Source organism: Streptomyces cathayae, from assembly GCF_029760955.1.
GTDB classification, from domain to species: Bacteria; Actinomycetota; Actinomycetes; order Streptomycetales; family Streptomycetaceae; genus Streptomyces; species Streptomyces cathayae.
Genome location: NZ_CP121682.1, coordinates 854,103 through 875,439 on the forward strand (window position 1 = coordinate 854,103; position 21,337 = coordinate 875,439).

The 21,337-nt window shown below is 71.7% G+C and carries 15 protein-coding genes; 4 read left to right on the forward strand and 11 right to left on the reverse strand.

All coding sequences use genetic code 11. The features are described from left to right. Positions 1–279 precede the first annotated feature (279 nt). The gene (locus PYS65_RS04090) at positions 280–1,224 is read left to right on the forward strand and encodes a DUF5996 family protein (protein WP_279332388.1); all 945 of its coding nucleotides are present in this window, start codon (positions 280–282) and stop codon (positions 1,222–1,224) included. A gap of 27 nt (positions 1,225–1,251) precedes the next feature. Here PYS65_RS04090 and PYS65_RS04095 read toward each other — a convergent pair whose 3' ends face one another. The 7 genes from PYS65_RS04095 to PYS65_RS04125 form a co-directional block, all read right to left on the reverse strand. Then, positions 1,252–3,426: a discoidin domain-containing protein gene (locus tag PYS65_RS04095; protein WP_279332389.1), complete on the reverse strand. Its 2,175-nt coding sequence runs from the start codon at positions 3,424–3,426 to the stop codon at positions 1,252–1,254. A gap of 63 nt (positions 3,427–3,489) precedes the next feature. Further along, positions 3,490–5,076 carry a glycoside hydrolase family 13 protein gene (locus PYS65_RS04100; protein ID WP_279332390.1) on the reverse strand — a complete coding sequence of 529 codons (1,587 nt, stop codon included), beginning with the start codon at positions 5,074–5,076 and terminating at the stop codon, positions 3,490–3,492. Positions 5,077–5,112: 36 nt separating this feature from the next. Then, the gene (locus PYS65_RS04105; RefSeq protein WP_279332391.1) at positions 5,113–5,976 is read right to left on the reverse strand and encodes a carbohydrate ABC transporter permease; all 864 of its coding nucleotides are present in this window, start codon (positions 5,974–5,976) and stop codon (positions 5,113–5,115) included. Then, a complete protein-coding gene (locus tag PYS65_RS04110) occupies positions 5,973–6,926 on the reverse strand; it encodes a carbohydrate ABC transporter permease (RefSeq protein WP_279332392.1) in 954 nt (317 codons plus the stop codon). The genes PYS65_RS04105 and PYS65_RS04110 overlap by 4 nt, the downstream gene beginning before the upstream one ends. A 6-nt stretch (positions 6,927–6,932) precedes the next feature. Continuing rightward, positions 6,933–8,276, reverse strand: coding sequence for an ABC transporter substrate-binding protein (locus tag PYS65_RS04115; RefSeq protein ID WP_279332393.1), 1,344 nt, complete (start codon positions 8,274–8,276; stop codon positions 6,933–6,935). Positions 8,277–8,420: 144 nt separating this feature from the next. Then, positions 8,421–9,419, reverse strand: coding sequence for a LacI family DNA-binding transcriptional regulator (locus tag PYS65_RS04120; RefSeq protein ID WP_279332394.1), 999 nt, complete (start codon positions 9,417–9,419; stop codon positions 8,421–8,423). 108 nt (positions 9,420–9,527) lie between these two features. Further along, positions 9,528–10,190 carry an MmyB family transcriptional regulator gene (locus PYS65_RS04125; protein WP_279332395.1) on the reverse strand — a complete coding sequence of 221 codons (663 nt, stop codon included), beginning with the start codon at positions 10,188–10,190 and terminating at the stop codon, positions 9,528–9,530. A 223-nt stretch (positions 10,191–10,413) separates the two neighbouring features. On the opposite strand from PYS65_RS04125, the gene PYS65_RS04130 reads away from it, so the two are divergent. Continuing rightward, the gene (locus PYS65_RS04130) at positions 10,414–11,070 is read left to right on the forward strand and encodes a helix-turn-helix domain-containing protein (RefSeq protein WP_279332396.1); all 657 of its coding nucleotides are present in this window, start codon (positions 10,414–10,416) and stop codon (positions 11,068–11,070) included. Positions 11,071–11,529: 459 nt separating this feature from the next. Here PYS65_RS04130 and PYS65_RS04135 read toward each other — a convergent pair whose 3' ends face one another. Further along, positions 11,530–12,207: a 4'-phosphopantetheinyl transferase family protein gene (locus PYS65_RS04135; protein ID WP_279332397.1), complete on the reverse strand. Its 678-nt coding sequence runs from the start codon at positions 12,205–12,207 to the stop codon at positions 11,530–11,532. Beyond that, entirely contained in the window at positions 12,204–13,103 is a 900-nt protein-coding gene (locus tag PYS65_RS04140) for a metallophosphoesterase family protein (protein WP_279332398.1), read from the reverse strand. Before PYS65_RS04140 ends, PYS65_RS04135 begins: the two co-directional genes overlap by 4 nt. A gap of 359 nt (positions 13,104–13,462) precedes the next feature. On the opposite strand from PYS65_RS04140, the gene PYS65_RS04145 reads away from it, so the two are divergent. After that, entirely contained in the window at positions 13,463–14,614 is a 1,152-nt protein-coding gene (locus tag PYS65_RS04145) for an ATP-grasp domain-containing protein (RefSeq protein WP_279332399.1), read from the forward strand. A gap of 64 nt (positions 14,615–14,678) precedes the next feature. On the opposite strand, the gene PYS65_RS04150 is transcribed toward PYS65_RS04145, so the two are convergent. Beyond that, positions 14,679–17,756: an alpha-mannosidase gene (locus PYS65_RS04150; RefSeq protein WP_279332400.1), complete on the reverse strand. Its 3,078-nt coding sequence runs from the start codon at positions 17,754–17,756 to the stop codon at positions 14,679–14,681. Between the two features lie 20 nt (positions 17,757–17,776). Next, positions 17,777–19,123 carry a 6-phospho-beta-glucosidase gene (locus PYS65_RS04155; RefSeq protein WP_279332401.1) on the reverse strand — a complete coding sequence of 449 codons (1,347 nt, stop codon included), beginning with the start codon at positions 19,121–19,123 and terminating at the stop codon, positions 17,777–17,779. A gap of 371 nt (positions 19,124–19,494) precedes the next feature. Here PYS65_RS04155 and PYS65_RS04160 point away from each other — a divergent pair, with 371 nt between their 5' ends. Then, positions 19,495–20,910 (forward strand): glycoside hydrolase family 16 protein, encoded by a 1,416-nt coding sequence (locus tag PYS65_RS04160; protein ID WP_279332402.1) that lies wholly within the window; start codon positions 19,495–19,497, stop codon positions 20,908–20,910. Positions 20,911–21,337: the final 427 nt, after the last annotated feature.

Sequence of the window (21,337 nt, forward strand, 5' to 3'; positions counted from 1 at the left end):
ACCACCGGCGACGCCCGGGAATCACAGGAAACAGGGCACCGTCCGGGCGAAGCAGCCGATTCCCCGTGAAGCGCGATCGCGCTCCAGCCCAGGAGGCACGGCACTCACCGGCAGATCGAGGCGCCCTGCGGTGCACCGATCGTGCAAGCCCGTCCGGCGCACCGCGAGCGGGCACACCGGGCGCCCTCGGCTTTCGATCTCCCCCGGAGGGGGATACCTTTCGAGGGCAAGCAGGCTCGTGTTCCGACATATGCGCATACGCGGCATCCTGGAGGAGCTGTGGAACTCTTTCCCTCGCTGCCCTACGCCGAATGGCGGGCGACCAAGGAGACACTGCACCGGTTCGCGCAGGTGGTCGGAAAGGTGCGGCTCGCGGCCTCGCCCCGCCGCAACCACTGGTGGAACGTTCCCCACCATCTCACCGGACGTGGCATCACCACCCGCCCGATGGGACTGGACGACCAGGGCCGCTTCTTCTGCATCGACTTCGACTTCGTCGACCACCGGCTTCTCGTCACGACCGGTGCGGGTCGCGAGGTGTCCTTCCCGCTGCCCGGCCTCTCGGTGGCCGACTTCTACCGTCTGCTGCAGTCGGCGCTCACCGAACTCGACGTCTCCGTGCGCATCGGGCTACCGCACCCCTTCGACCTCCCGGATTCCGGCCGCCCCTTCGACCAGGACACGGAACACCGCGCCTACGACCAGGAGTCGGTGAACCGCTACTGGGTCATCCTGTCCCAGGTCAACCTGGTCCTGGAGGAGTACGCCGCCGAGTGGTCCGGAAAGACGAGTCCGGTGCACCACTTCTGGCACACCTTCGACATCGCGGTGACCAGGTTCTCCGACACCCCCGTCGCCCACTCCGCCTCCGTCGATCCGGTCACCAGGGAGGCGTACTCCCGTGAGGTGATCAGCGCGGGTTTCTGGTTCGGCGACCCGGCCTTCCCGAAGGCGGCGTTCTACTCCTACACCGCGCCCGAACCGGCCGGGCTGGAACGCCGTCCGCTGCGGCCCGCCGCCGCCTCGTGGGTCGAACGCGGCGCCGGCAGCCATCTGGCGATCCTCGACTACGAGCAGGCCAGGACCACCCCCTCACCACGCGCCGACGTGCTCGCCTTCCTGCGGAGCGCCTACCGGGCCGGCGCGGAGACGGCGGGCTGGGACCTCGAACGGAACGCCTGCCCGGGAGGCGTGACCGACCCCGCCGCCGCACAGCGGACCTGAGCAGCGGCGGGGTCGCACGGGAGAACGTCAGGAAAGGTATGCCTCAACTTCGCTGAACTGGGCCGCCGGCCAGCCGGTGTTGCCGGTGACGCGCAGCCGGAGGTGGCGCAGGTCGGTGCCGTCCGGCAGGGGCACGGTGACCGTGTTGCCGGTGGCCGGGTCGAAGCGGTACTCCTGGGCGGCGAGGACCGTCGTGTACGCGGAGCCGTCGGTGCTGCCCTGGACGGCGAGGGTCTGGGTGCGGGTCTGCCACGCGGGCTGCGGGGGCAGCTTCAGCACCAGCCGCCGGACGGCCAGGCGGGAGCCGAGGTCCACCGTCAGTGCCTGCGGGAAGGCGTGGTTGGCGGACTCCCAGTAGGTGTGCGCGTCGCCGTCGACCGCCTTGGCCGGCGTGTAGACGTCCTGGGAGCCGGTGGCGGTCGCGGTGCGGCCCCGGGCGAGGTTGCGGTCCGGGCCGGGGTCGGGGTTGCCCGCACCGGGATCCGGCCAGGTGGAGCAGTCCGACCAGGTGCTGTCCCAGCCGGAGTTGCCGCCGCCGTCGGTGAGGGTGAAGGTGCCCGAGCCGGCCGGATAGGGGCAGTTGTAGGTACCGGCCGCGCCGACGCCGGTGGCGGTGACGTTCCGGAAGGTGGCGGCGCCCGGCGTCTCGGCCTGGACGACGACCGTACCGGCCCCGGCGACGGTGGCGCCGTCGACGGTGATGTTCTTCGCGGCGTGGCCGCGCCCGCTGCCGGAGACGAACTCGAAGGCGCTGTACGGGCTGTCGGTGATGGTGGTGTCGGTGATCCTGACCTGCGCCTCGATGGCACTGTCGTAGGAGTCGACGCGCAGGGCGCCCATGGGGTGGTTCCAGTTGGGGTTCATGGCACCGGTGCGGACCAGGGTGTTGCCGTCGACGGTGATCGTGCCGGCCAGCGGGTGGAACGGGTCGAGGAACTTCTGGTTGGAGATCGCGATGCCGCTGCCCAGCGCGTTGGTGTCGGCGATCAGGTTGCCCCTGACGGTGATGTCGGTGCCGCCGTAGATCGCGATGCCGTTGGCGAGGTTCGGCTGCGAGATGGTGTTGTTCTCGAAACTGCTGTTGACGTTGGGCCCGTACAGCGACCACATGGCGAGCGAGTCGTCGCCCTGGTTGCGCAGGAAGTTGCCGCGGACCTTCACCCCGCGTGCGGTGCCGTTGAGGTTGAGGCCGTCCGCCGTCATGTCGTAGAAGCGGCTGTTCTCCACGATCAGGTTGTCGTTGTTGCCGGTCAGCCAGAGGCCCACCTTGAGGTGCTGGAGCCACATGCCGGAGACGGACGAGTTCGGGCCGAGTGAGCCGTTGACGAAGTTGTCGGGGTTCGAGTCGACCCGCTCGGTGACCTCGCCGATGACGGCGAAGTCCTTGATGTGGACGTTGCCGGCGGAGTTCGACTGGTCGATGAAGCGGGAGGAGCGCACGACGGAGTGCCAGTGGCCCGCGCCCTGGAGGGTGACGTTCTGGACGCCGCCCAGTGCGGAGGTGAGCCGGTACTCGCCCTGCGGTATCCAGACCACCCCGCCCCGGGCCGCGGAGACGGCCTCCCGGAAGGCCTGCGTGGAGTCGCCCCGGCCGCTGGGGTCGGCGCCCTTGTCGGTGACGGAGACCGAACCGGCCGGCCTGGCGGCGGGCGCGGCCACCTGCTCGAAGTCGGCCACGTCGACGGTGACCTGGACACCCGTGGCCTGAAGGGCGACCGTGTCACCGGCCCGGATGTCCCGGTCGAGCAGCAGGCGCGCGTTGTCGAAGAAGTGATGGGACCTGGAGCCCGCGATCCAACCGGTGTCGACGTGGGAGTACTTGGAGGTCACCGGCAGGGTCTTGGCCAGCTTCTCGCCGTTGACGTAGACGTCGAGCGAGCCGGACTGCCCGTCGGGGACGCTGTAGGCGACGTTCACGGCGTTGGCCGCGCGCGGCACCGTGAACTCGACCCGCTGACCGGCGTCGAGCCGGACGGCCTGACGGCCCGAGGCCTCGGAGGCGAGGGTGCCCTGGGTGTGGTCGGGGCCGATCCTCGCCCCCGTGGTGCGGGCGGACTCGGCCTCGACCGAGGTGAAGGGGAGGGTGGCGCCCGCGGCGGCGTGGACGGGCGCGGGCGCGAGGGCGACGAGCATGCCGGCGGCGACGGCGACGACCGTACCTACGGCCGACATGCCCCTGACAGGCGATCTGGAGGTGCGCATGGCTGGTCCCTTCGTGCTGGGGGGTGCGGGAACAAGCGGGTGCGGGAACAAGCGGGTGCGGTCTCAGGCGCGCAGCCAGACCGCCGTGTCCTTCGGCAGGCGTCCGTCGGGGTCGAGGGGGCCGCTGCCGAGGAGCAGTCCGGTGTGGGGCGGGAGGGCGGCGGGCGTGTCCGCGAGGTTCACCACGCAGAGGGCGCCGCCGTCCGCGCGGGTGAAGGCGAGTACGCCGTCGGCAGTGGGCAGCCAGGCGAACGGGCCGTCCTCGAAGGCCGGGCGCAGGCGGATCGCCTCGCGGTACAGGACGAGCAGGGAGCCGGGGTCCCGGGCCTGCCGGTCGGCGGCGTACGCGGCCCAGCCGGCGGGCTGCGGCAGCCACGGTACGCCGCCGAAACCGGCGTGCGGCGCGTCGGCCGTCCACGGCAGCGGCACCCTGCATCCGTCACGTCCGGGGTCGGTGCCCCCGGAGCGGGCGTGCATGGGGTCCTCGATGCGGTCGAGCGGGATGTCGGCCTCGGGCAGGCCGAGTTCCTCGCCCTGGTAGACGTAGACCGCGCCGGGAAGCGCCAGCGACAGCAGGGCGGCGGCGCGGGCCCGGCGGGTGCCCAGGGGCAGGTCGGTCGGGGTGCCGAAGGCCTTGGTGGCGAAGTCGAAGCCGGTGTCCGAGCGGCCGTAGCGGGTGACCGTACGGGTCACGTCGTGGTTGCACAGCACCCAGGTGGCGGGTGCGCCGATCGGGGCGTGCTCGGCCAGGGTCTCGTCGATGGAGGTGCGCAGCCGTGCCGCGTCCCAGGGGCAGGTCATGAAGGAGAAGTTGAACGCGGTGTGCAGTTCGTCGGGGCGCAGATAGCGGGCGAAGCGTTCGGCGTCCGGGAGCCAGACCTCGCCGACGAAGAAGGCCCCGTACTCGTCGGCGACGGCCCGCCAGCCGCGGTAGACGTCGTGGAGCTCGTCGCGGTCCACGTACGGGTGCGGGTCGAGGCCCTCGGTGAGGTCGGGCAGCAGGGGGTCCTTCGCCGGCAGCGCGGCGGAGTCGACGCGCACGCCGGCCACGCCCCGCTCGAACCAGAACCGCAGGATGTCCTCGTGTTCCTGGCGCACCGCCGGATGCGCCCAGTTGAGGTCGGGCTGCTCGGGGGCGAACAGGTGGAGGTACCAGTCGCCGTCGTCCAGCCTTGCCCAGGCGGGGCCGCCGAACTCCGACCGCCAGTCGTTGGGCGGCAGTTCGCCGCGCTCCCCCCGGCCCGGGCGGAAGTGGAACAGGTCGCGCTCGGGGCCGCCGGCGAGGGCGGCACGGAACCAGGGGTGCTGGTCGGAGACGTGGTTCGGCACGATGTCGACGATCGTGCGGATGCCCAGCCCCCGCGCCTCGGTGATGAGTTTCTCCGCCTCGGCGAGGGTACCGAAGGCCGGGTCGATCGCCCGGTAGTCGGCGACGTCGTAGCCGCCGTCCTTCATCGGGGACAGGTACCAGGGGGTGAACCACAGGGCGTCCACGCCGAGTTCTACGAGGTAGGGCAGCTTGGCGCGGACTCCGGCGAGATCACCGGTGCCGTCGCCGTCGCCGTCGGCGAAGCTGCGGACGTACACCTGGTAGATGACGGCGGAGCGCCACCAGTCGTCGTCGTGTCGGGCGGGGGTGGGCTGTCCCACGGCGGGTGCCTTTCTTCTGGGTGGACGGATTCGGTGTCAGCCCTTGGAGCCGCCCGCGCTGATCCCGGCGATGATGTGCCGCTGGAAGACGAGGAACAGCGCGACCATGGGGATGCTGGCGATCACCATCGCGGCGATGAGCACGGTCAGCTGGACGTTCTGCGACAACTGCACCAGGGCCACGCTGATCGGCTGTTTCCCGGTGTCGGAGAAGACCATCAGCGGCCACAGGAAGTCCTGCCACACGGCGACCAGCGCGAAGATCGACACCACGCCGAGCACCGGGCGCGACAGGGGCAGGACGATCGACCACAGGGTGCGCAGTCTCCCGGCGCCGTCGATGGCGGCGGCTTCCAGCACGTCCCGGGGCAGGTGGTCGAAGAACCGCTTGAGCAGGTAGAGGTTGAAGGCGTTGGCGACGGCCGGCAGCCAGATGGCGAGGGGGTCGTTGAGGAGGCCGAGGTCCGCCACGGTCAGGTACTTCGGTACGACGAGGGCCTGCGCCGGGACCATCAGGGTGGCGAGGATGCCGCCGAGGATCACCTTGCCGAAGGCGGGCCGGAGCCTGGACAGCGCGTAGGCGGCGGCCGTGCAGAACACCAGCTGGAACAGCCAGGCGCCGGCTGCCTGCACCACCGTGTTCCACAGGTGGGCCGGCAGCTGCATCAGGTCCCAGGCGTCGGTGTACCCGCTGGTGCTCCATCGCTCCGGGAGGAGGGTGGGCGGGGTGCGCGCCACCTCGTCCGGCGACTTCATCGCACCGCTCACCATCCAGTGGACGGGGAAGAGGAAGGCGAGCGTGAACAGGACGACGACGCCGGTGAACACGGCCCAGTAGACGGCCCTGCCGGGCTGCCGGGCCAGGACCGCCGGGGAGACGAGGGTGCGGGTGCTGCTCACGTCGTCTCCTTCGGGGAGCCGGTGAGTCGGAGGTAGAGGGCGGAGAACAGGCCGAGCAGGGCGAGGAGCATCACGCTCAGCGCGCAGGCGCCGCCGAAGTCGTTGTAGAGGAAGGCGTACTTGTAGATGAGGTAGAGGACGGTGACGGTGGAGTTCTCCGGTCCGCCGCCGGTGATCACGAAGGGTTCGGTGAACACCTGCATGGTGGCGATGATCTGAAGCAGCATCAGCATGAGGATGACGAACCTGGTCTGGGGGACCGTCACATGACGGATGCGCTGGAGCAGGTTCGCGCCGTCGAGTTCGGCGGCCTCGTACAGTTCGCCGGGGATGGACTGGAGGGCGGCGAGGTAGATCAGGACGGTGCCGCCCATGGTGGCCCAGGTGGCGACGACGACCAGGGAGACCAGGGCGGTGTCGGCGCCGTTGGACCAGTTCGAGGTGGGCAGGTGCAGGAACCGCAGCGCCTCGTTGGCGAGGCCGGTGCCGGGGTCGTAGAACCATTTCCACAGCAGGGCGCTGACCACCGGCGGGATCATCACCGGCAGGTAGACGACGACGCGGAAGAACGCCTTGGCGTGCCGGAGTTCGTTCAGCACCAGGGCCAGGACGAACGGGACGGCGAAGCCGAGGAGCAGGGCGAGCAGGGTGAAGCCGAGGGTGTTGCGCCAGGCCGCGCCGAACTCGGGGTCGTGCAGGACCCGGGTGAAGTTGGCGGTGCCGACCCATTCGGGCGGTGAGCCCGGTGTGTACCTCTGGAACGCGATCACGACCGCGCGGATCGCCGGGTACCAGGAGAACAGGGCGAAGCAGACGAGGCCGCCGAGGAGGAAGCCGTAGGCGTGCAGTTGGTCGGTGAGGCGGCGGCGTCTTCGGCTCCCGGCCGGTGGCCGGGCCGGCACCGGGCGCAGTTCGACGGCCTCGGCGGGCCGGCGGGCGACCGTCTTCATCGCCGGTCAGCCCCGGGCCAGGATGCCGTCGATCTTGCCGGAGGCGTCCTTCAGGAGCCGGTCGATGTCGGCGTCCTCCTTGGTGAGCACCGCGGAGACGACGCCGTCGAGGACGGAGTAGAGCTGCTGTGCCCGCGGCGGCTCGATCTTCATCTCCAGGCTCTGGTTGCCGTCGAGGAAGGCCTGGTAGTTCTCCACCGGGACGTTGGCGTTGGCCTTCTTGGCCTGCTGGTCCTCGGCGTCGGCGGCGCCGGTGAACAGCCGGGGCTCGGGCAGGCCGACCGGCGCGTCGTTCTTCCCGGCGCGGGCGTAGTCGCCGAGGAAGCCGTCGCCGGGGGTGAGGAACATGTGGTCGAGCCACTTGAGGCCGGCCCTGATCTGCTCGGGTGAGGCCTTCTTGTCGATCATGTAGCCGTCGCCGCCGATGAGGGTGGCCTTGCCGCCGGGCATGGGGGCGAGGGCGAGGTCCTCGTACTCGGCTCCCTTCTCCTTCACCAGGATCGGGATGTTGTCGGGGGCGGCGAGATACATGCCGAGCTTGCCGGCGCCCATCATCTGCTGGACGTCGTTGATCACGAGCAGTTGCTTGCTGCCCATGGAGTCGTCCTTCCACCGCATGTCGTGCAGGGTCTGCAGCACGGCGCGGCCTTCGGGCGAGTCGACGGCCGCCTTCTCGCCGTCGGGGGTGACGACGTCCCCGCCCCGGGAGTACAGCTCCGCGGTGAAGTGCCAGCCGCCCTGGTTCTGGGCGCTGTAGTCGGCGTAGCCGACGGTGCCGTCGCCGAGTGCGGCGATCCGCTTGGCGGCGGCGCGGACCTCGGCCCAGGTGGTGGGCGGCCGGTCGGGATCGAGGCCGGCCTTCTCGAAGAGCGCCCGGTGGTAGACCAGCCCCATGGAGTAGCCGGTGCGGGGTACGCCGTAGATCCTGCCGTCGACGGTGTAGATGTCCCGCAGCTGCTGCTGGATCGTCCCGTAGCTCTTCGACTCCTTGAGGTACGGGGTGAGATCGGCTGCCTGGTTGATGTCGACGACATGCCCGGCGTCGGTGAAGTAGGTGTAGAAGACGTCCTCCATCTGCCCTCCGGCGAGCTTGGCGTCGAAGGTCTTCGGGTCCTGGCAGGGGAAGGCGTCGTGCGGGACGACGTCGATGTCCGGGTTCTCCTTCTCGAAGGCGGCGATCTCCTCCTCGAAGAACCGGCGGTCGACCTCCGCGCTCTTGGGCGGCATGCAGTTGACCGTGATGCGGGTCTTGCCGTCGGCCGCCCGGTCGTCGTGCGAGCCGCAGGCGGTGAGGGTGAGGGCGCCGACGCCTAGCGCGACGAGGGTGCGGCGGATCCCGGTGCTTCTCATCGGTGGTCCCCTCTGGGACAGGAGCGGGTGAACCCCTCGGACAGGAGCGGTGGGCGGGGCACACTCAAGCACCGACGCCATGGGTCCGCAAGATGTCGCGCACATTTTGAAATTATTCGACAGTCGTCCGGAAGGAGTCGGCCCTCAGGGGCGGGGTGCCTGCGCCGTCGACCCCCGCACCACCAGCTCGGGCTCGAACAACAGCTCCTCGGCGGCCACCGGGCGCCCGTTGATCTGTGCGTTCAGCAGCTCCACCACGGCCTTGCCCATGGCCTCGATGGGCTGGCGGACGGTGGTGAGCGGCGGCTCGGTGCAGTTCATCAGGGCCGAGTCGTCGTACCCCACGACCGAGATCCGCGCGGGGACGTCCAGCCCTTTGCGGCGGGCGGCCCGGACCACGCCGAGGGCGAGGGGGTCGCTGGCGCAGATGAAGCCGGTGACGCCCCGGTCGATGAGCCGGGCGGCGGCGGCGTGCCCGCCCTCGATGGAGAACATGGCGCGGGCGACGTGCGCGTCGGGCACCTCCGCGGCGAACGCACGGGCGGCGGCCAGTTTGCGGGCCGACGGCACGTGGTCGGCGGGGCCGAGCACCAGACCGATCCGCTCGTGACCGAGCGAGGCCAGATGCCGCCACGCCTGTTCCACGGCCACGGCGTCGTCGCAGGAGACGCCCGGAAAACCCAGGTGCTCTATGGCCGCGTTGACGAGGACGACGGGGATGTTCCGCTCGGCGAGCTGCCGGTAGTGGTCGTGGGGAGCGTCCGCCTGGGCGTAGAGCCCGCCGGCGAAGACGACGCCGGACACCTGCTGCTGGAGCAGCAGCGACACGTAGTCCGCCTCGGAGACACCGCCCCGCGTCTGGGTGCACAGCACCGGCGTCAGCCCGAGCTGGGCCAGCGCGCCGCCGATGACCTCCGCGAAGGCGGGGAAGATCGGGTTCTGCAGCTCGGGCAGCACCAGGCCGACCAGCCGGGCGCGCTCACCGCGCAGCTGGGTGGGCCGCTCGTAGCCGAGCACGTCCAGCGCGGAGAGCACCGCCTGCCGGGTGACCGCGGAGACTCCCGGCTTGCCGTTGAGCACTCGGCTGACCGTGGCCTCGCTGACCCCGACCTTCTTCGCCACCACAGCAAGTCGTCGCGTCATGAACGCAAGAATAGCGCAAGGAACGCAAATTCTTGCGTGAAGGGCTGCGTGGTGAGTTGCGCGAAGGGCGGGGAGTGATCAGGCCACGGCGGCACCGCGCGCCGGGGTTCAGTCGACCGCCGACACGACGCTGAGGTGGGAGGCGGCGCGACGGTGCCCGCGGCGGCGGGACGGGGCGCGGGGCGTCTCGCGCAGGACCAGGGTGAGCCGGGTGCAGTCCATGCCCTCGAGGATCCTGGTCGTCTCCACGACGAGACGGCAGTCGGTGACTCCCCAGCGCGGATCGGGATGGCGCAACAGCCGTACCGCGCCGTCGTGTTCGGCGGCCTGCTCGCCGACGGCGCGGAGCCAGTGCGGCAGCCCCTGCCGGTAGGCCGCCTCCATGATGGGGTCCTGGGCGATGTCCCGGCGGATGGCCTGCAGCCCGTGGTCGTGGCCGTCCCGCTCCACCGTCTTGGCGAAGTGGGCCAGCATCGGCAGGCACCAGCTCGACTCGTGTTCGCCCAGCACCGTGGGGGCGTCCGGGTGGAAGAGGACGAACCGGAGGAAGTTGTCGCCGGGCATGGCCGTCGGATGCGGTTCGACATCCCGGAAAAGTGTCCGGAAAGCAGCGTTCGCCAGCAGGACGTCCCAGCGGTGGTCGACCACCAGGGAGGGGAAGGGGACCGCGTTCAGGAACACGGCGTAGTCCTCCAGATAGGCCTGCGCCTCGGGAGTCTCGAGGACGGGCGGCCGCGGTGTCGGCCGCTGCCCTCCTGCCTGATGTGCCATCGGGAGGTCACCCCTCTTGCCTGTGCGGCCTTGACGCGGCGTCCCGATCCTGCTGCCCTGACGCGAGGCGTGTCAACTATCGTGGCATTCCACACCTGTTGACGGCTGAAATGGGACACAGTTGTGGCGAGACCTGGATGTGAGTTCGAGACACGGGCTAGTCTCCGTGAAGTTCATGGCAAACGCTCGTGAGAAACCTGTGAGAGACGTAGGAGATCTGTCGGTGACGGGTGGCTTCGAGGGTCCGGACACCGCGCCGACGACCGCGCTGTCGGCCGTCGTCGCCCGCGTCACCGCACTCGCCGACCGGCTCGAGGTGCCGCACGCCGAGATCTTCGACGTCGGCCGGCTGTCCGCGGCGTCCGGTGTTCCGGAACCGGTGGTCAAGGCTCTGCTGAGCGGCCGGCCCGCGGGCGAGCCCGAGGTGCAGACCCGGTTCGTGCAGCGCCTGGACCTGCTGCGCCGTACCCGGCTCAAGCCGAACAGCCGCAAGTACACGCAGCAGGAGATCGCGGACGGCGCGGGCATGTCCCGCCAGCAGGCCGGTGCCCTGATCAACGGCGACCGGCGTCCCACCATGGAACACTGCGACGCCATCCAGCGGTTCTTCCGGGTGCACGCCGGATTCCTCACCGCCGAGGACCCCGAAGCGCTCGCCATCGCCCTCCAGCACACCGAGCAGGAACTGCTGCAGACCCTCGCGGACCGTGAGCGGCGGGCCGCCGCGGCGGCCGACGACCCGCTGGAGCGGCTGCTGCGGGACCACGGCGTGCGCGGAATCGCGTGGCGGGCCGCGCAGCTCCCCACCGACCAGCACCGCGACAAGGTCGCGGAGTGGCTGGACATGCTCCTGGAGAGCGTCCAGCGGCCCCACTCCTGACCTGCGGCACGCGGGTGGGACGCTGCTCCGCCGGACGGGCGGGCCGGCGGGCGGCACAGCCCGGTGGTCCGCGGTGGACGGCAGGCTGGAGGCGTGCCCGCACTGTGCGGGACGTCCGCTGCCGGACCGCGCCCCGGGGAGAGCCGGGCGATGCCCACCGCCGTACCGGCCGACCACGAGCGCACCGCCGTCCAGGCCTGTCTGCGGCTGCCGCACACGGTGCGCGCCGCCCACGACGCGAAGAGCGGCCCGCCGGACACCCGCAGGCCCGGTCGTCGTGCCCTCGGTCCTCGCGGAGGCGGACACCCTTGGCCCGGATCAGGCCGGGCCGACCGGCCACGAGGAGACCTTCTTCCGGATGCTCCGCGACCGGCACCCGGAGCCGTGACCGAAAGAACCGGACCGGGTCGGCGCCCGTGCCGAAACCGCACGGCAGCGGGACGCGCCGCGGCGTCCCCGTCAGCCGTGGGGTACGGCGACCGCCGTCGCGACCAGGCCGCTCTCGGCGGTCCAGCGGCCCGTGAAGTGGTCGAGGCGGCGGTCGCCCACCCACGGGCCGGGGACCAGGAGCGCCGCCCGGAAACCGCCGCGCGTCCGTTCGCCCGGGTCGGTGGACAACTCGATGTCGGCCTCCATGAAGTCCAGCCACTTCCCGGTGAGCGGGAACCACGCCTTGTAGACGGCCTCCTTGGCGCTGAACAGCAGCCGGTCCCAGTGCACCTCGGGCCGGTCCACGGCCAGCCGGCCGATCCGCTCCGCCTCCCCGGGCAGGGCGACGGAGGACAGCACCCCCTCGGGCAGCGGCCCCTGGACCTCCGCGTCGATGCCGAGGGAGGCCAGGTCGTCGGCCCGGACGAGGGCGGCGGCGCAGTAGCCCGTGCAGTGGGTCATGCTGCCGGCCAGCCCGGCCGGCCAGCCCGGTGCGCCGCGCTCGCCGGGCAGCACGGGCTGCGGGGGTACTCCGAGCTTCTCCATGGCCCGCCGGGCGCAGGAGCGCACCGCCCGGAACTCCCGGCGGCGCTTCTCGACCGCCCGCTCCATGAGCGCCGCCTCCTGCGGGTAGAGCGGGGCGTCGGCGCCCTCGTCGCCGCGGGCCTCCATGACGACGACCGTGGCCGGCAGCAGTTCCTCGATCATCGGGCCCCTTCCTCGGGTTCCTCGGGCTCGTCCTTGCCCTCGTGTGCGTGTCCGTCCGGCACGATCCGGCGCAGCCGTCCCGGTGGCGTCGCCCGCTTGCGCCATTCGCGGGGGTAGCCCACGGACACCTCCTCGAAGGGGACGCCGTCCCGGCGGGTGCTGCGCGGGATGTGGAGATGTCCGTAGACCATCGTGTGGACGTTGAACCTGCGGTGCCAGTCGTCGGTCAGCTCGGTGCCGCACCACATGGCGAACTCGGGGTACCACAGGACGTCCGTGGGATGCCGGTGCAGCGGGTAGTGGTTGACGAGGACGACGGGCAGGTCGTCCGGCAGTTCGGCGAGCCGGCGTCCGGTCTCCTCGACCCGGGCCCGGCACCAGGCCTCCCGGCTCGGGTACGGGTCGGGGTGCAGCAGGTGCTCGTCGGTGCAGACGACGCCGGTGCCGTGCGCGTACGCCAGCCCCTCGTCCTTGGTGGCGCAGCCGGCGGGCAGGAACGTGTAGTCGTACAGCAGGAACAGCGGGGCCACGGCCACCGGACCGCCGGGGCCGTCCCAGACGGGATAGGGGTCCTCGGGGGTGGTCACGCCGAGTTCCCGGCACTGTTCGACGAGGTGGTCGTAGCGGGCGACGCCGCGCAGGGTGACGGTGTCCCTCGGGTGGGTCCACAGTTCGTGGTTGCCGGGTGCCCAGAGGACCTTCCGGAACCGGCCGGCGAGTGTCTTGAGCGCCCAGCGGATGTCGTCCACCGTCTCCGCGACGTCCCCGGCCACGAGGAGCCAGTCCTCGTCCGACCCGGGGCGCATCCGCTCGACCAGCGCACGGTTCTCGTCGTAACCGATGTGCAGGTCGCTGATCGCCCACATCTGTCCGTCGCCACCGGCCGTGGACGTCACTCTTCGCCTCCTGGGGATGAACGGACAACCCGTACGGACAGCATGCACCCCCCGGGCTCTTCGAGCAGGGAGAACCCGGTGTCCGCGGACTTTCCCTGGGGATCACATCCGTGCCGCCCGGACGAGGGCGGTTCTCCCGGAGCCCCCCGCGCCTCCCCCGTGGCTCCCTGTGTCTCCCCGTGTCTCCCGGGAACCCGTGACACGCCCGTGGTTCGGTCCCGGGTGCCGAAGCCGTATCATCGGCCCCGACACCACCGTGACGAGGAGCCCTTCACACAGGGCCGTTCGGTGACCCTCCACACCCTTTGCCCGGGCACGGGCCGCTGAGGCCTGCCCGCATACCGTGAAAGGCGGCCTGCATGGCCTCATGCGTACGCGTATGGCTCAACCGCACGTACGCGGAGAACGTGTTCTTCATCGATCAGGTGAGAAGGAATCCCCACGATCGGGCCGTCGAGATCCATGCCACGCACGGCGACCCCGACTCCCCCGTACTGGCCGCGGCCGACACCGCCGAGCTGGAACCCGAGAACCTGTCCCCGGCGGCGTACGTCGAGTACGCGCTCGCCCAGTGTGCGCGGCGCGGCATCGACGTGTTCGTGCCCCGGCTGCACCAGGGGGCCGTCGTCGCGCACCGCGCGGAGTTCGAGGCGGCCGGTACGGCGCTGCTGGCGCCGCCGCCCGAGGCCGTGGCCGTCTTCCACGACAAGGCGATCGCCTACGAGGCCGTGCAGGCGATCGGGGTGTCCGTGCCGCCGTGGTGGCGGGTGCGGTCGGCGGACGAGCTGGTGCGTGCCGTGGAGGAGCTGGAGGCGCTGGGGTACCGGGCGTGCTTCAAGCCCGCCTCCGGCGCGGGCGGTGTGGGCTTCCGGGTGATCACCCGTGCCCCCTTCGGCCTCGGGCAGCTGAGCGGTTTCCCCAGCTCGCAGGTGCCGCTCGATCTGGTGGTGGCGGCGGTGCGGCAGGCGGAGAAGCCGGTGGACTGGCTGGTGATGCCGGTGCTCGAGGAGCCGGAGGTGTCGGTGGACTGCCTCACCGGGACGGACAACCGGGTCCGGCTGTCCGTCGGCCGCACCAAGAACGGCCGCCGCAGGGGGTTCACCCTGCACGAGCGGTGGCTGGAGCCGGCCCGGCGGATCGCGGAGGGTTTCGGCCTGCACCACCTGTCCAACATCCAGTTCCGGATGTTCGGCGAACAGCCGGTGCTGATGGACGTCAACACCCGCCCGGCCGGTGGCCTGCACCAGCTGTCGCTGTGCGGGGTGAACGCGCCGTGGGCCGCCGTGCGGCTGGCGCTCGGCGAGGACCCGGGCGAGATCTCCCCGCCGTTCCTGGGCCAGGACTACTCGGTGGTGTCCGGCCCGCGTCCGCTGCGTCCCGTGTCGGCGCCGCAGCGGCTCCCCGACCTGCCCGCGGAGCTGCCCGCGCCCGCGCTGAGCGGTGTGCCGGCCGCGGCGGTGGCCGGGGACGCCGTGGCCGGTGGCCCGGCCTGGGGCCCGGGCCACCGGTAGGGTCGGCCGGCCGGCGTCACGGGTGGGGCGACCGGCTGCCCCGGTGCACACGGTGCGCGGGCGGTCAGTCCCGGTTCCGGTTCCGGTTCCGGTCCACCGCCAGCCGCAGGGTCAGCACCTGGAACGGACGCAGGGCCACGGGCACGCTGTCGCCGTCGGTGTCCGCCGGTTCCAGCGGCCGCTCCAGCAGGTCGGTCACCTGGGCCCCGCCGAGGGGGAAGCCGGTGCGCAGGGTGCCGGTGGCGCGTCCGCCGCGGGATTCGTAGAGGCGGACGACGACATCGCCGGAGGCGTCGTCGGCGAGCTTGACCGCCTCGACGGTCACGCCCTCGCCGTCCACCGAGACCACCGGGTCCGGTGCGCCCGCCGCCCGGGCCACGCGCAACGGCAGGTTGAGCGCGTAGCCCTCCGCGACGGCGTCCTCGATGCGCGCGCCGGGCAGCAGCGCGTAGGTGAAGCGGTGCGTGCCCTGGTCGGCCCCGGGGTCCGGGATCCGCGGGGCGCGCACCAGGCTGAGGCGGACCGTCGTGGTCGTGCCCCCGTCGTCGCGGACCGTGCGGGTCACGTCGTGGCCGTAGGTCGAGTCGCTCAGGACGGCGACGCCGTAGCCGGGTTCGCCGAGGTGCACCCAGCGGTGGCCGGAGACCTCGAAACGGGCCGCCTCCCAGCTGGTGTTGGTGTGGGTGGGGCGCTGGACGTGACCGAACTGGATCTCCGCGGAGGAGTGCGGGGCCCGGATGTCGACCGGGAAGCCGGCCTTGAGGATCTTCTCGGCCTCGTGCCAGTCGATCTCGGTCTCGAAGTCGATCCGGGGGCTGCCGGCGCGCAGGGTGATCGTCTGGGTGATCCGTGAGCCGTTGCCGAAGGCGCGCTCCACCCGCACCGCGCAGGCCAGCGGGTCCCGGGCGACGACGGTGACGGAGCCGGCGGCGGGCAGCTCGGTGAACCGGTTCCGGTAGTGCTGGTCGATGTCCCAGGCGTCCCAGTGGTTGGGGAGGTCCGTGTGCAGCCGGAGCAGGTTGCCCGGACCGGCCAGCACCTCGCGGTCCGCGCGGAGGTCCCGGACGGACGCCAGTGTGCCGTCGTCCGCCAGCCGGACCCGCACCGTCCCGTTGTCGAGCACCCGTTCCGTGACGGTCACCGGCTGAGGGCGGGGGGAGCCGGCCGGTGCCGCCAGGGGTGCGCTGCCGTTCGCGGGCACGGTCGTCCACACCGGCGCTCCCCCGGGTGTCCGGACCACCTCGGCGCGGTCGTACGGGCTGGTGTTGAACACCCGGGGGCCGGGGCCCTCCCCGAGGGCGGTGATCGCCTCCCCGGTCAGTGCCTCCAGCTCCGCTGCGACCCTGGCGTACTCCGCCTCCGCCTCCCGGTGCACCCAGGCGATGGACGAGCCGGGCAGGATGTCGTGGAACTGGTGCAGCAGGACCGTCTTCCACAGCCGGTCGAGCGCGTCGTACGGGTAGAGATAGGTCTGCGCGTGCAGTGCCGCCGTGGTGGCCCACAACTCGGCCTCGCGCAGCAGGTGTTCGCTGCGCCGGTTGCCCTGTTTGGTGCGGGCCTGGCTGGTGTAGGTGGCGCGGTGCAGTTCCAGGTAGAGCTCGCCGTTCCAGACCGGGGCGTCGGGGTACTCCTCGCGGGCCTTGGCGAAGAAGGCGTCGGGGTGTTCGACGACGACCTTCGGGGAGCCCTCCAGGTCGGCCAGCCGGCGGGCCCGTTCCATGTGCTCGCGGGTGGGGCCGCCGCCGCCGTCGCCCCAGCCGAACGGTGCGAGCGAGCGGGTACCGCCGCCCTTCTCCCGGTAGTTGCGCACGGCGCGGGCCATCTCCTCACCGGTGAGGGCCGCGTTGTAGGTGTCGACCGGCGGGAAGTGGGTGAAGATGCGGGTGCCGTCGATGCCCTCCCACCAGAAGGTGTGGTGCGGGAACCTGTTGGTCTGGTTCCAGGAGATCTTCTGGGTGAGGAACCACTCGTTGCCGGCGAGCTTGGCCAGTTGCGGGTAGGCGGCGCTGTAGCCGAAGGAGTCGGGCAGCCAGACGCCCTTGGTCTCGATGCCGAAGTGCTCGAGGAAGAACCTTTTGCCGTGGACCAGTTGGCGGGCGAGGGCCTCGCCGCCGGGCAGATTGCCGTCGGCCTCCACCCACATGCCGCCGACCGGCGCCCACTGGCCCTTGCCGACGGCCTTCTTGATCCCCTCCCACACCTGCGGGTGGTGGTCGCGCACCCACGCGTACTGCTGGGCCTGCGAGCAGGCGAAGACGAAGTCGTCGTACTCCTCGGCGAGCGCGGTGGCGTTGGAGAAGGTGCGGGACGTCTTGCGCCGGGTCTCGCGCAGCGGCCACAGCCAGGCGGAGTCGATGTGGGCGTGCCCGACGCCGGAGACGGTGTGTGCGCTGGCGTGCGCGGGCCTGGCGAGGACGGGGGCGAGGGCCGCGCGGGCGGCGGGGGCGCTGCCGGAGACGTCGTCGAGGTCGAGGGCGTCCATGGCCCGGTCCAGGGCGTGCGCGATCTCGTGCCGGCGCGGCTCGTGTCCGCCCAGTTCGGCCATGAGTTCGCGCAGCACGCACAGGTCGAGGTCGAGGTGCCAGACCGGTTCGTCGAGGACGGCGAGATCGGCTCCGTGGAACACGTACAGCGGGGTGTCGCCCGCCGTGTGCCGGTCGCCGAGCGGGGTCGGGCGGGCGAAGCCGTCGGCGAGGATGTCGGGGTTGGAGGCCGCCTCGACCAGGTAGTCGATCTCCTCGCCGCCCGCGGCCCGGCGGGCGACCGGGACGTACCGGTTGAGCGGGTTGACCGCCTTCAGCGGGGTGCCGTCGGTCAGGTGCACCAGGGCTTCGGCCTGGAAGCCCGGTCCGGCGCCGGTGAAGCCGAGGTCGATGACCGCCTCGACGCGCCGGCCGGCCCAGGCGGCGGGGACCCGCCCGCGCATCCGGAACCAGGTGGTGCCCCAGGGCGGGCCCCACGGGGTGTTCCTGGCGAAGGGCTCGTAGGGGGCGGCCGCGGCCTCTGCGAAGGGGACCGGCTCGCCCGGCGCGTGCCAGGCCTCGACGGTGAGCGGGACGGTCGCGGCGTAGACCGCGGGCTTGACGCGCTGGGTGTGGACGCGTTCGACGCGGCCCTCGATCCGATGGCGTTCGTCATGCATGAAGTGCTCTCCTCACAGGGCTACTTGAGGTGGGCGAGGCCGGGATGGACAGCGGTGTAGCCCTCGACGAGGCGGCGGGCCACGTTCACGGAGTCGACGAGCGGGTGGAGGGCGAAGGCCTTGACCGCCCGGGCGCGGGAGCCGGACTCGGTGGCCTGGAGCACCTCGCGCTCGACCGCCTTGACCGCGCAGACCAGGCCGGTGGCGTGGCCCGGCAGCGGGTCGACGGAGACGGGGTGCGCGCCGCCGGCGTCGACGAGGCACGGGACTTCGATGACGGCTTCCGTGTCGAGTGCCGAAAGGGTGCTGCGGTTGCGGACGTTGAGGATCAGGGTGGTCCGTTCGTCGCGGGCGACGGCCCGCATCAGTGCGAGGGCCACCTTCTCGTAGCCGCCGGACAGGTCGTCCTCGTCGCGGTCTCCGGCGCCGGCGGTCTCGCGGTTCTCCGCCATGTAGGTGGCCTCGCGTTCGGCGCGGGTGCGGTTCCAGGTGTCCAGAGCGGGGGTGCCGGTGGCGTCGGGGTCGCTCACCTGCGCGTAGAAGCGGGCCTGCTGGTCGTGGAGGAAGGCGCCGCGGGTCTTCTCCGCCTGCCGGTAGGCGCGTACGGTCTCCCGGTTGAAGTAGTAGTAGTGCAGGTACTCGTTGGGGATCGCGCCGAGGGACTGGAGCCAGTCGGCGCCGAAGAGCCTGCCCTCCTCGAAGGAGCCGAGCAGGTGGTGGTCGGCGAGCAGGCGCGGGAGTTCGTCGCGGCCCTTGACCCGCAGGCCGCGCACCCAGCCGAGGTGGTTGAGGCCGACGTAGTCGATCCACGCCTCCCGCGGGTCCGCGCCGAGCACCCGGGCGACGCGGCGGCCGAGGCCGACCGGCGAGTCGCAGATGCCGATGACGCGGTCGCCGAGATGGCGGGACATGGCCTCGGTGACCAGGCCCGCCGGGTTGGTGAAGTTGATGACCCAGGCGTCGGGGGCGAGGCGGGCCACCCGGCGGGCGATGTCGACGGCGACGGGGACGGTGCGCAGTCCGTAGGCGATGCCGCCCGCGCCGACCGTCTCCTGCCCGAGGACGCCCTCGGCGAGCGCGACCCGTTCGTCGTGCGCGCGGCCCTCGAGGCCGCCGACCCGGATCGCGGAGAAGACGAAGTCGGCGCCGCGCAGGGCGTCGTCCAGATCGGTGGTGGTGGTCACCTCGGGGGCGTCGGGCACCCCGGCCGCCTGGTCGGCCAGCACCCGGGCGATCGCGTACAGCCGGCGGTCGTCCACGTCGTGGAGGACGACCCGGGTCACCCGCCCCTCGGCGTGGTCCTCGAGGAGCGCGCCGTACACCAGCGGTACCCGGAATCCTCCGCCGCCCAGAATCGTCAGTTTCACGTCTGCACCCTTCCCGCCTCGGCGTCACCGATGCCGTTGACACCCTCGACACCAGCATGTCCGGCCAAGGGGGGCGGAGCGAGCACCGGGGTACGGACCGTCCGCGCACCGGCGACGTGGCGCGGTTGCACCCGTTCGCGTCGATTCACGGGATGAACTCTCCCCGCCCGGAAGGACTTTCTCGGTTACACCTCTTGACGGCCACAGGGCCGCAGAGCACATTGGCGACACTCTGAGAGCGCTCTCAGAACCATCGGGCCGAGCTCTCCGAGCACTCCCCCGTGCATCCGTATCCGTATCCACCTCCGCATCCACCTCCGCATCCGTTCTCACCTCCGCGTCCGTCTCCACATCCGAGAGGCAGCCCCCACATGAGTGACACCTCCGGCACCCCCCGCAGCTTCCGGCCCCTCCGCAGACCCCGCCCGCTGCGGCGGGCGCTGCTCGCCGTCGTCGGCACCCTCGGGCTCACCGCGGCCGCCGTCACGGCCGCCGTCCCGTCGGCGAGCGCCGCCGCCCCGCCCCCGCCGTCGGGCTGGAGCCAGCTCTTCGTCGACGACTTCAACGGCGCCGCGGGCAGCGGGATCAACACCGCCGACTGGCGGTACGCGACCGGCAGGGGATACCCGGGCGGCCCCGCCAACTGGGGTACCGGCGAGATCGAGACGATGACGTCGAACCCGGAGAACGTCTTCCTCGACGGCAACGGCAACCTCCGTATCACCCCGCGACGGGACGCCTCCGGCAACTGGACCTCGGGCCGCGTCGAGACCAACCGTGCCGACTTCCAGCCGCCCGCCGGGGGCACGCTGCGCGTCGAGAGCCGCATCCAGGTGCCGAACGTGACCGGCGCCGCCGCCAAGGGCTACTGGCCGGCGTTCTGGATGCTGGGCGCGCCCTACCGGGGCAACTACTGGAACTGGCCGTCCGTGGGCGAGCTCGACATCATGGAGAACACCCAGGGCAACAACACCGTCTTCGCCACGATGCACTGCGGCACCGCACCCGGCGGGCCGTGCGACGAGAACAGCGGCATCGGCGGTTCGACCACCTGTCAGGGCACGACCTGCCAGGCCGGCTTCCACACCTACCGGCTGGAGTGGGACCGCTCCTCGAGCGTGGAGCAGATCCGCTTCTACCTCGACGGAAACAACTTCCACACCGTGCGGGAGAACCAGGTCGACGCGACGACCTGGAGGAACGCCACCGACCACGGCTTCTTCGTCATCCTCAACGTGGCGATGGGCGGCGGCTTCCCCGACGCCTTCGGCGGCGGCCCGGACGGCGGTACCCAGCCCGGCCACTCGATGCTCGTCGACTACGTCCAGGTGCTCAGTTCCGGCGGCGGTGGCACCACGCCCCCGCCGGCCGGCAACCGGGACGCCTACGGCACCCTCCAGGCCGAGTCCTTCGACGCCCAGTCCGGCACGATGACGGAGACCACCTCGGACTCCGGCGGCGGCCAGAACGTGGGGGCGCTGGCGGGCGGTGACTGGCTGCAGTACAAGGGCGTCGACTTCGGCTCCTCCGCGGCCCGGCAGTTCTCCGCCCGGGTGGCGAGCGGCGCGCCGGCCGGGGTCAGCGGTCTGGTCGAGGTACGTCTGGACAGCCGGGGCAACGCGCCCATCGGGAGTTTCGCGGTGGGCAACACGGGCGGCTGGCAGTCGTGGCGGACGATCCCGGCGAACATCACCTCCGTGACGGGCACGCACGACGTGTATCTGACCTTCACCAGCGGCCAGCCGCAGGACTTCGTGAACGTCAACTGGTTCACCTTCAGCCGCTGACCACCCACGGTGAGGGGGTCCCCCGTACTCGGGGACCCCCTCACCCATGCGGTCGGCCACCGGGAACCAGCGCCTCGAGGCGTCCCTCCACCTGAAACGTCACACTTTCACCATTGAAGGTGAAGTGACAGTCACTCCTTCGGACCTAAGGCTCCCCGAGGACCAGCGGGTGAAAAGCACGGGCACGGGTCCCGCCTGGATCTCTCGGAGGTGAAGGTTCCCGCTTCCCGGGACACCCTGTAGGGGGAAGGCCCTCGACACCAAGGGAGCTGACGCGGAATGACCGAGGAGACGGGCGAGGCCGAAGGCGGAGGCGAGAACGGGGCCGGGGCCGGCCGGCCCGACCCCCTGCACACCCCCCGCGACCGCCGGCTCCCCCGGATCGCCGGCTCCTCCCCCGGTCGGCTCCGCCCGCCGGGACCGGGCG

Coding starts and splice junctions, on each gene's coding strand:
- PYS65_RS04145 (WP_279332399.1), top strand. CDS start 13,463: ATGGCCTCATGCGTACGCGTATGGCTCAACCGCACGTACGCGGAGAAC.
- PYS65_RS04150 (WP_279332400.1), bottom strand. CDS start 17,756: ATGCATGACGAACGCCATCGGATCGAGGGCCGCGTCGAACGCGTCCAC.
- PYS65_RS04125 (WP_279332395.1), bottom strand. CDS start 10,190: ATGGCACATCAGGCAGGAGGGCAGCGGCCGACACCGCGGCCGCCCGTC.
- PYS65_RS04160 (WP_279332402.1), top strand. CDS start 19,495: ATGAGTGACACCTCCGGCACCCCCCGCAGCTTCCGGCCCCTCCGCAGA.
- PYS65_RS04110 (WP_279332392.1), bottom strand. CDS start 6,926: ATGAAGACGGTCGCCCGCCGGCCCGCCGAGGCCGTCGAACTGCGCCCG.
- PYS65_RS04135 (WP_279332397.1), bottom strand. CDS start 12,207: ATGATCGAGGAACTGCTGCCGGCCACGGTCGTCGTCATGGAGGCCCGC.
- PYS65_RS04115 (WP_279332393.1), bottom strand. CDS start 8,276: ATGAGAAGCACCGGGATCCGCCGCACCCTCGTCGCGCTAGGCGTCGGC.
- PYS65_RS04095 (WP_279332389.1), bottom strand. CDS start 3,426: ATGCGCACCTCCAGATCGCCTGTCAGGGGCATGTCGGCCGTAGGTACG.
- PYS65_RS04120 (WP_279332394.1), bottom strand. CDS start 9,419: ATGACGCGACGACTTGCTGTGGTGGCGAAGAAGGTCGGGGTCAGCGAG.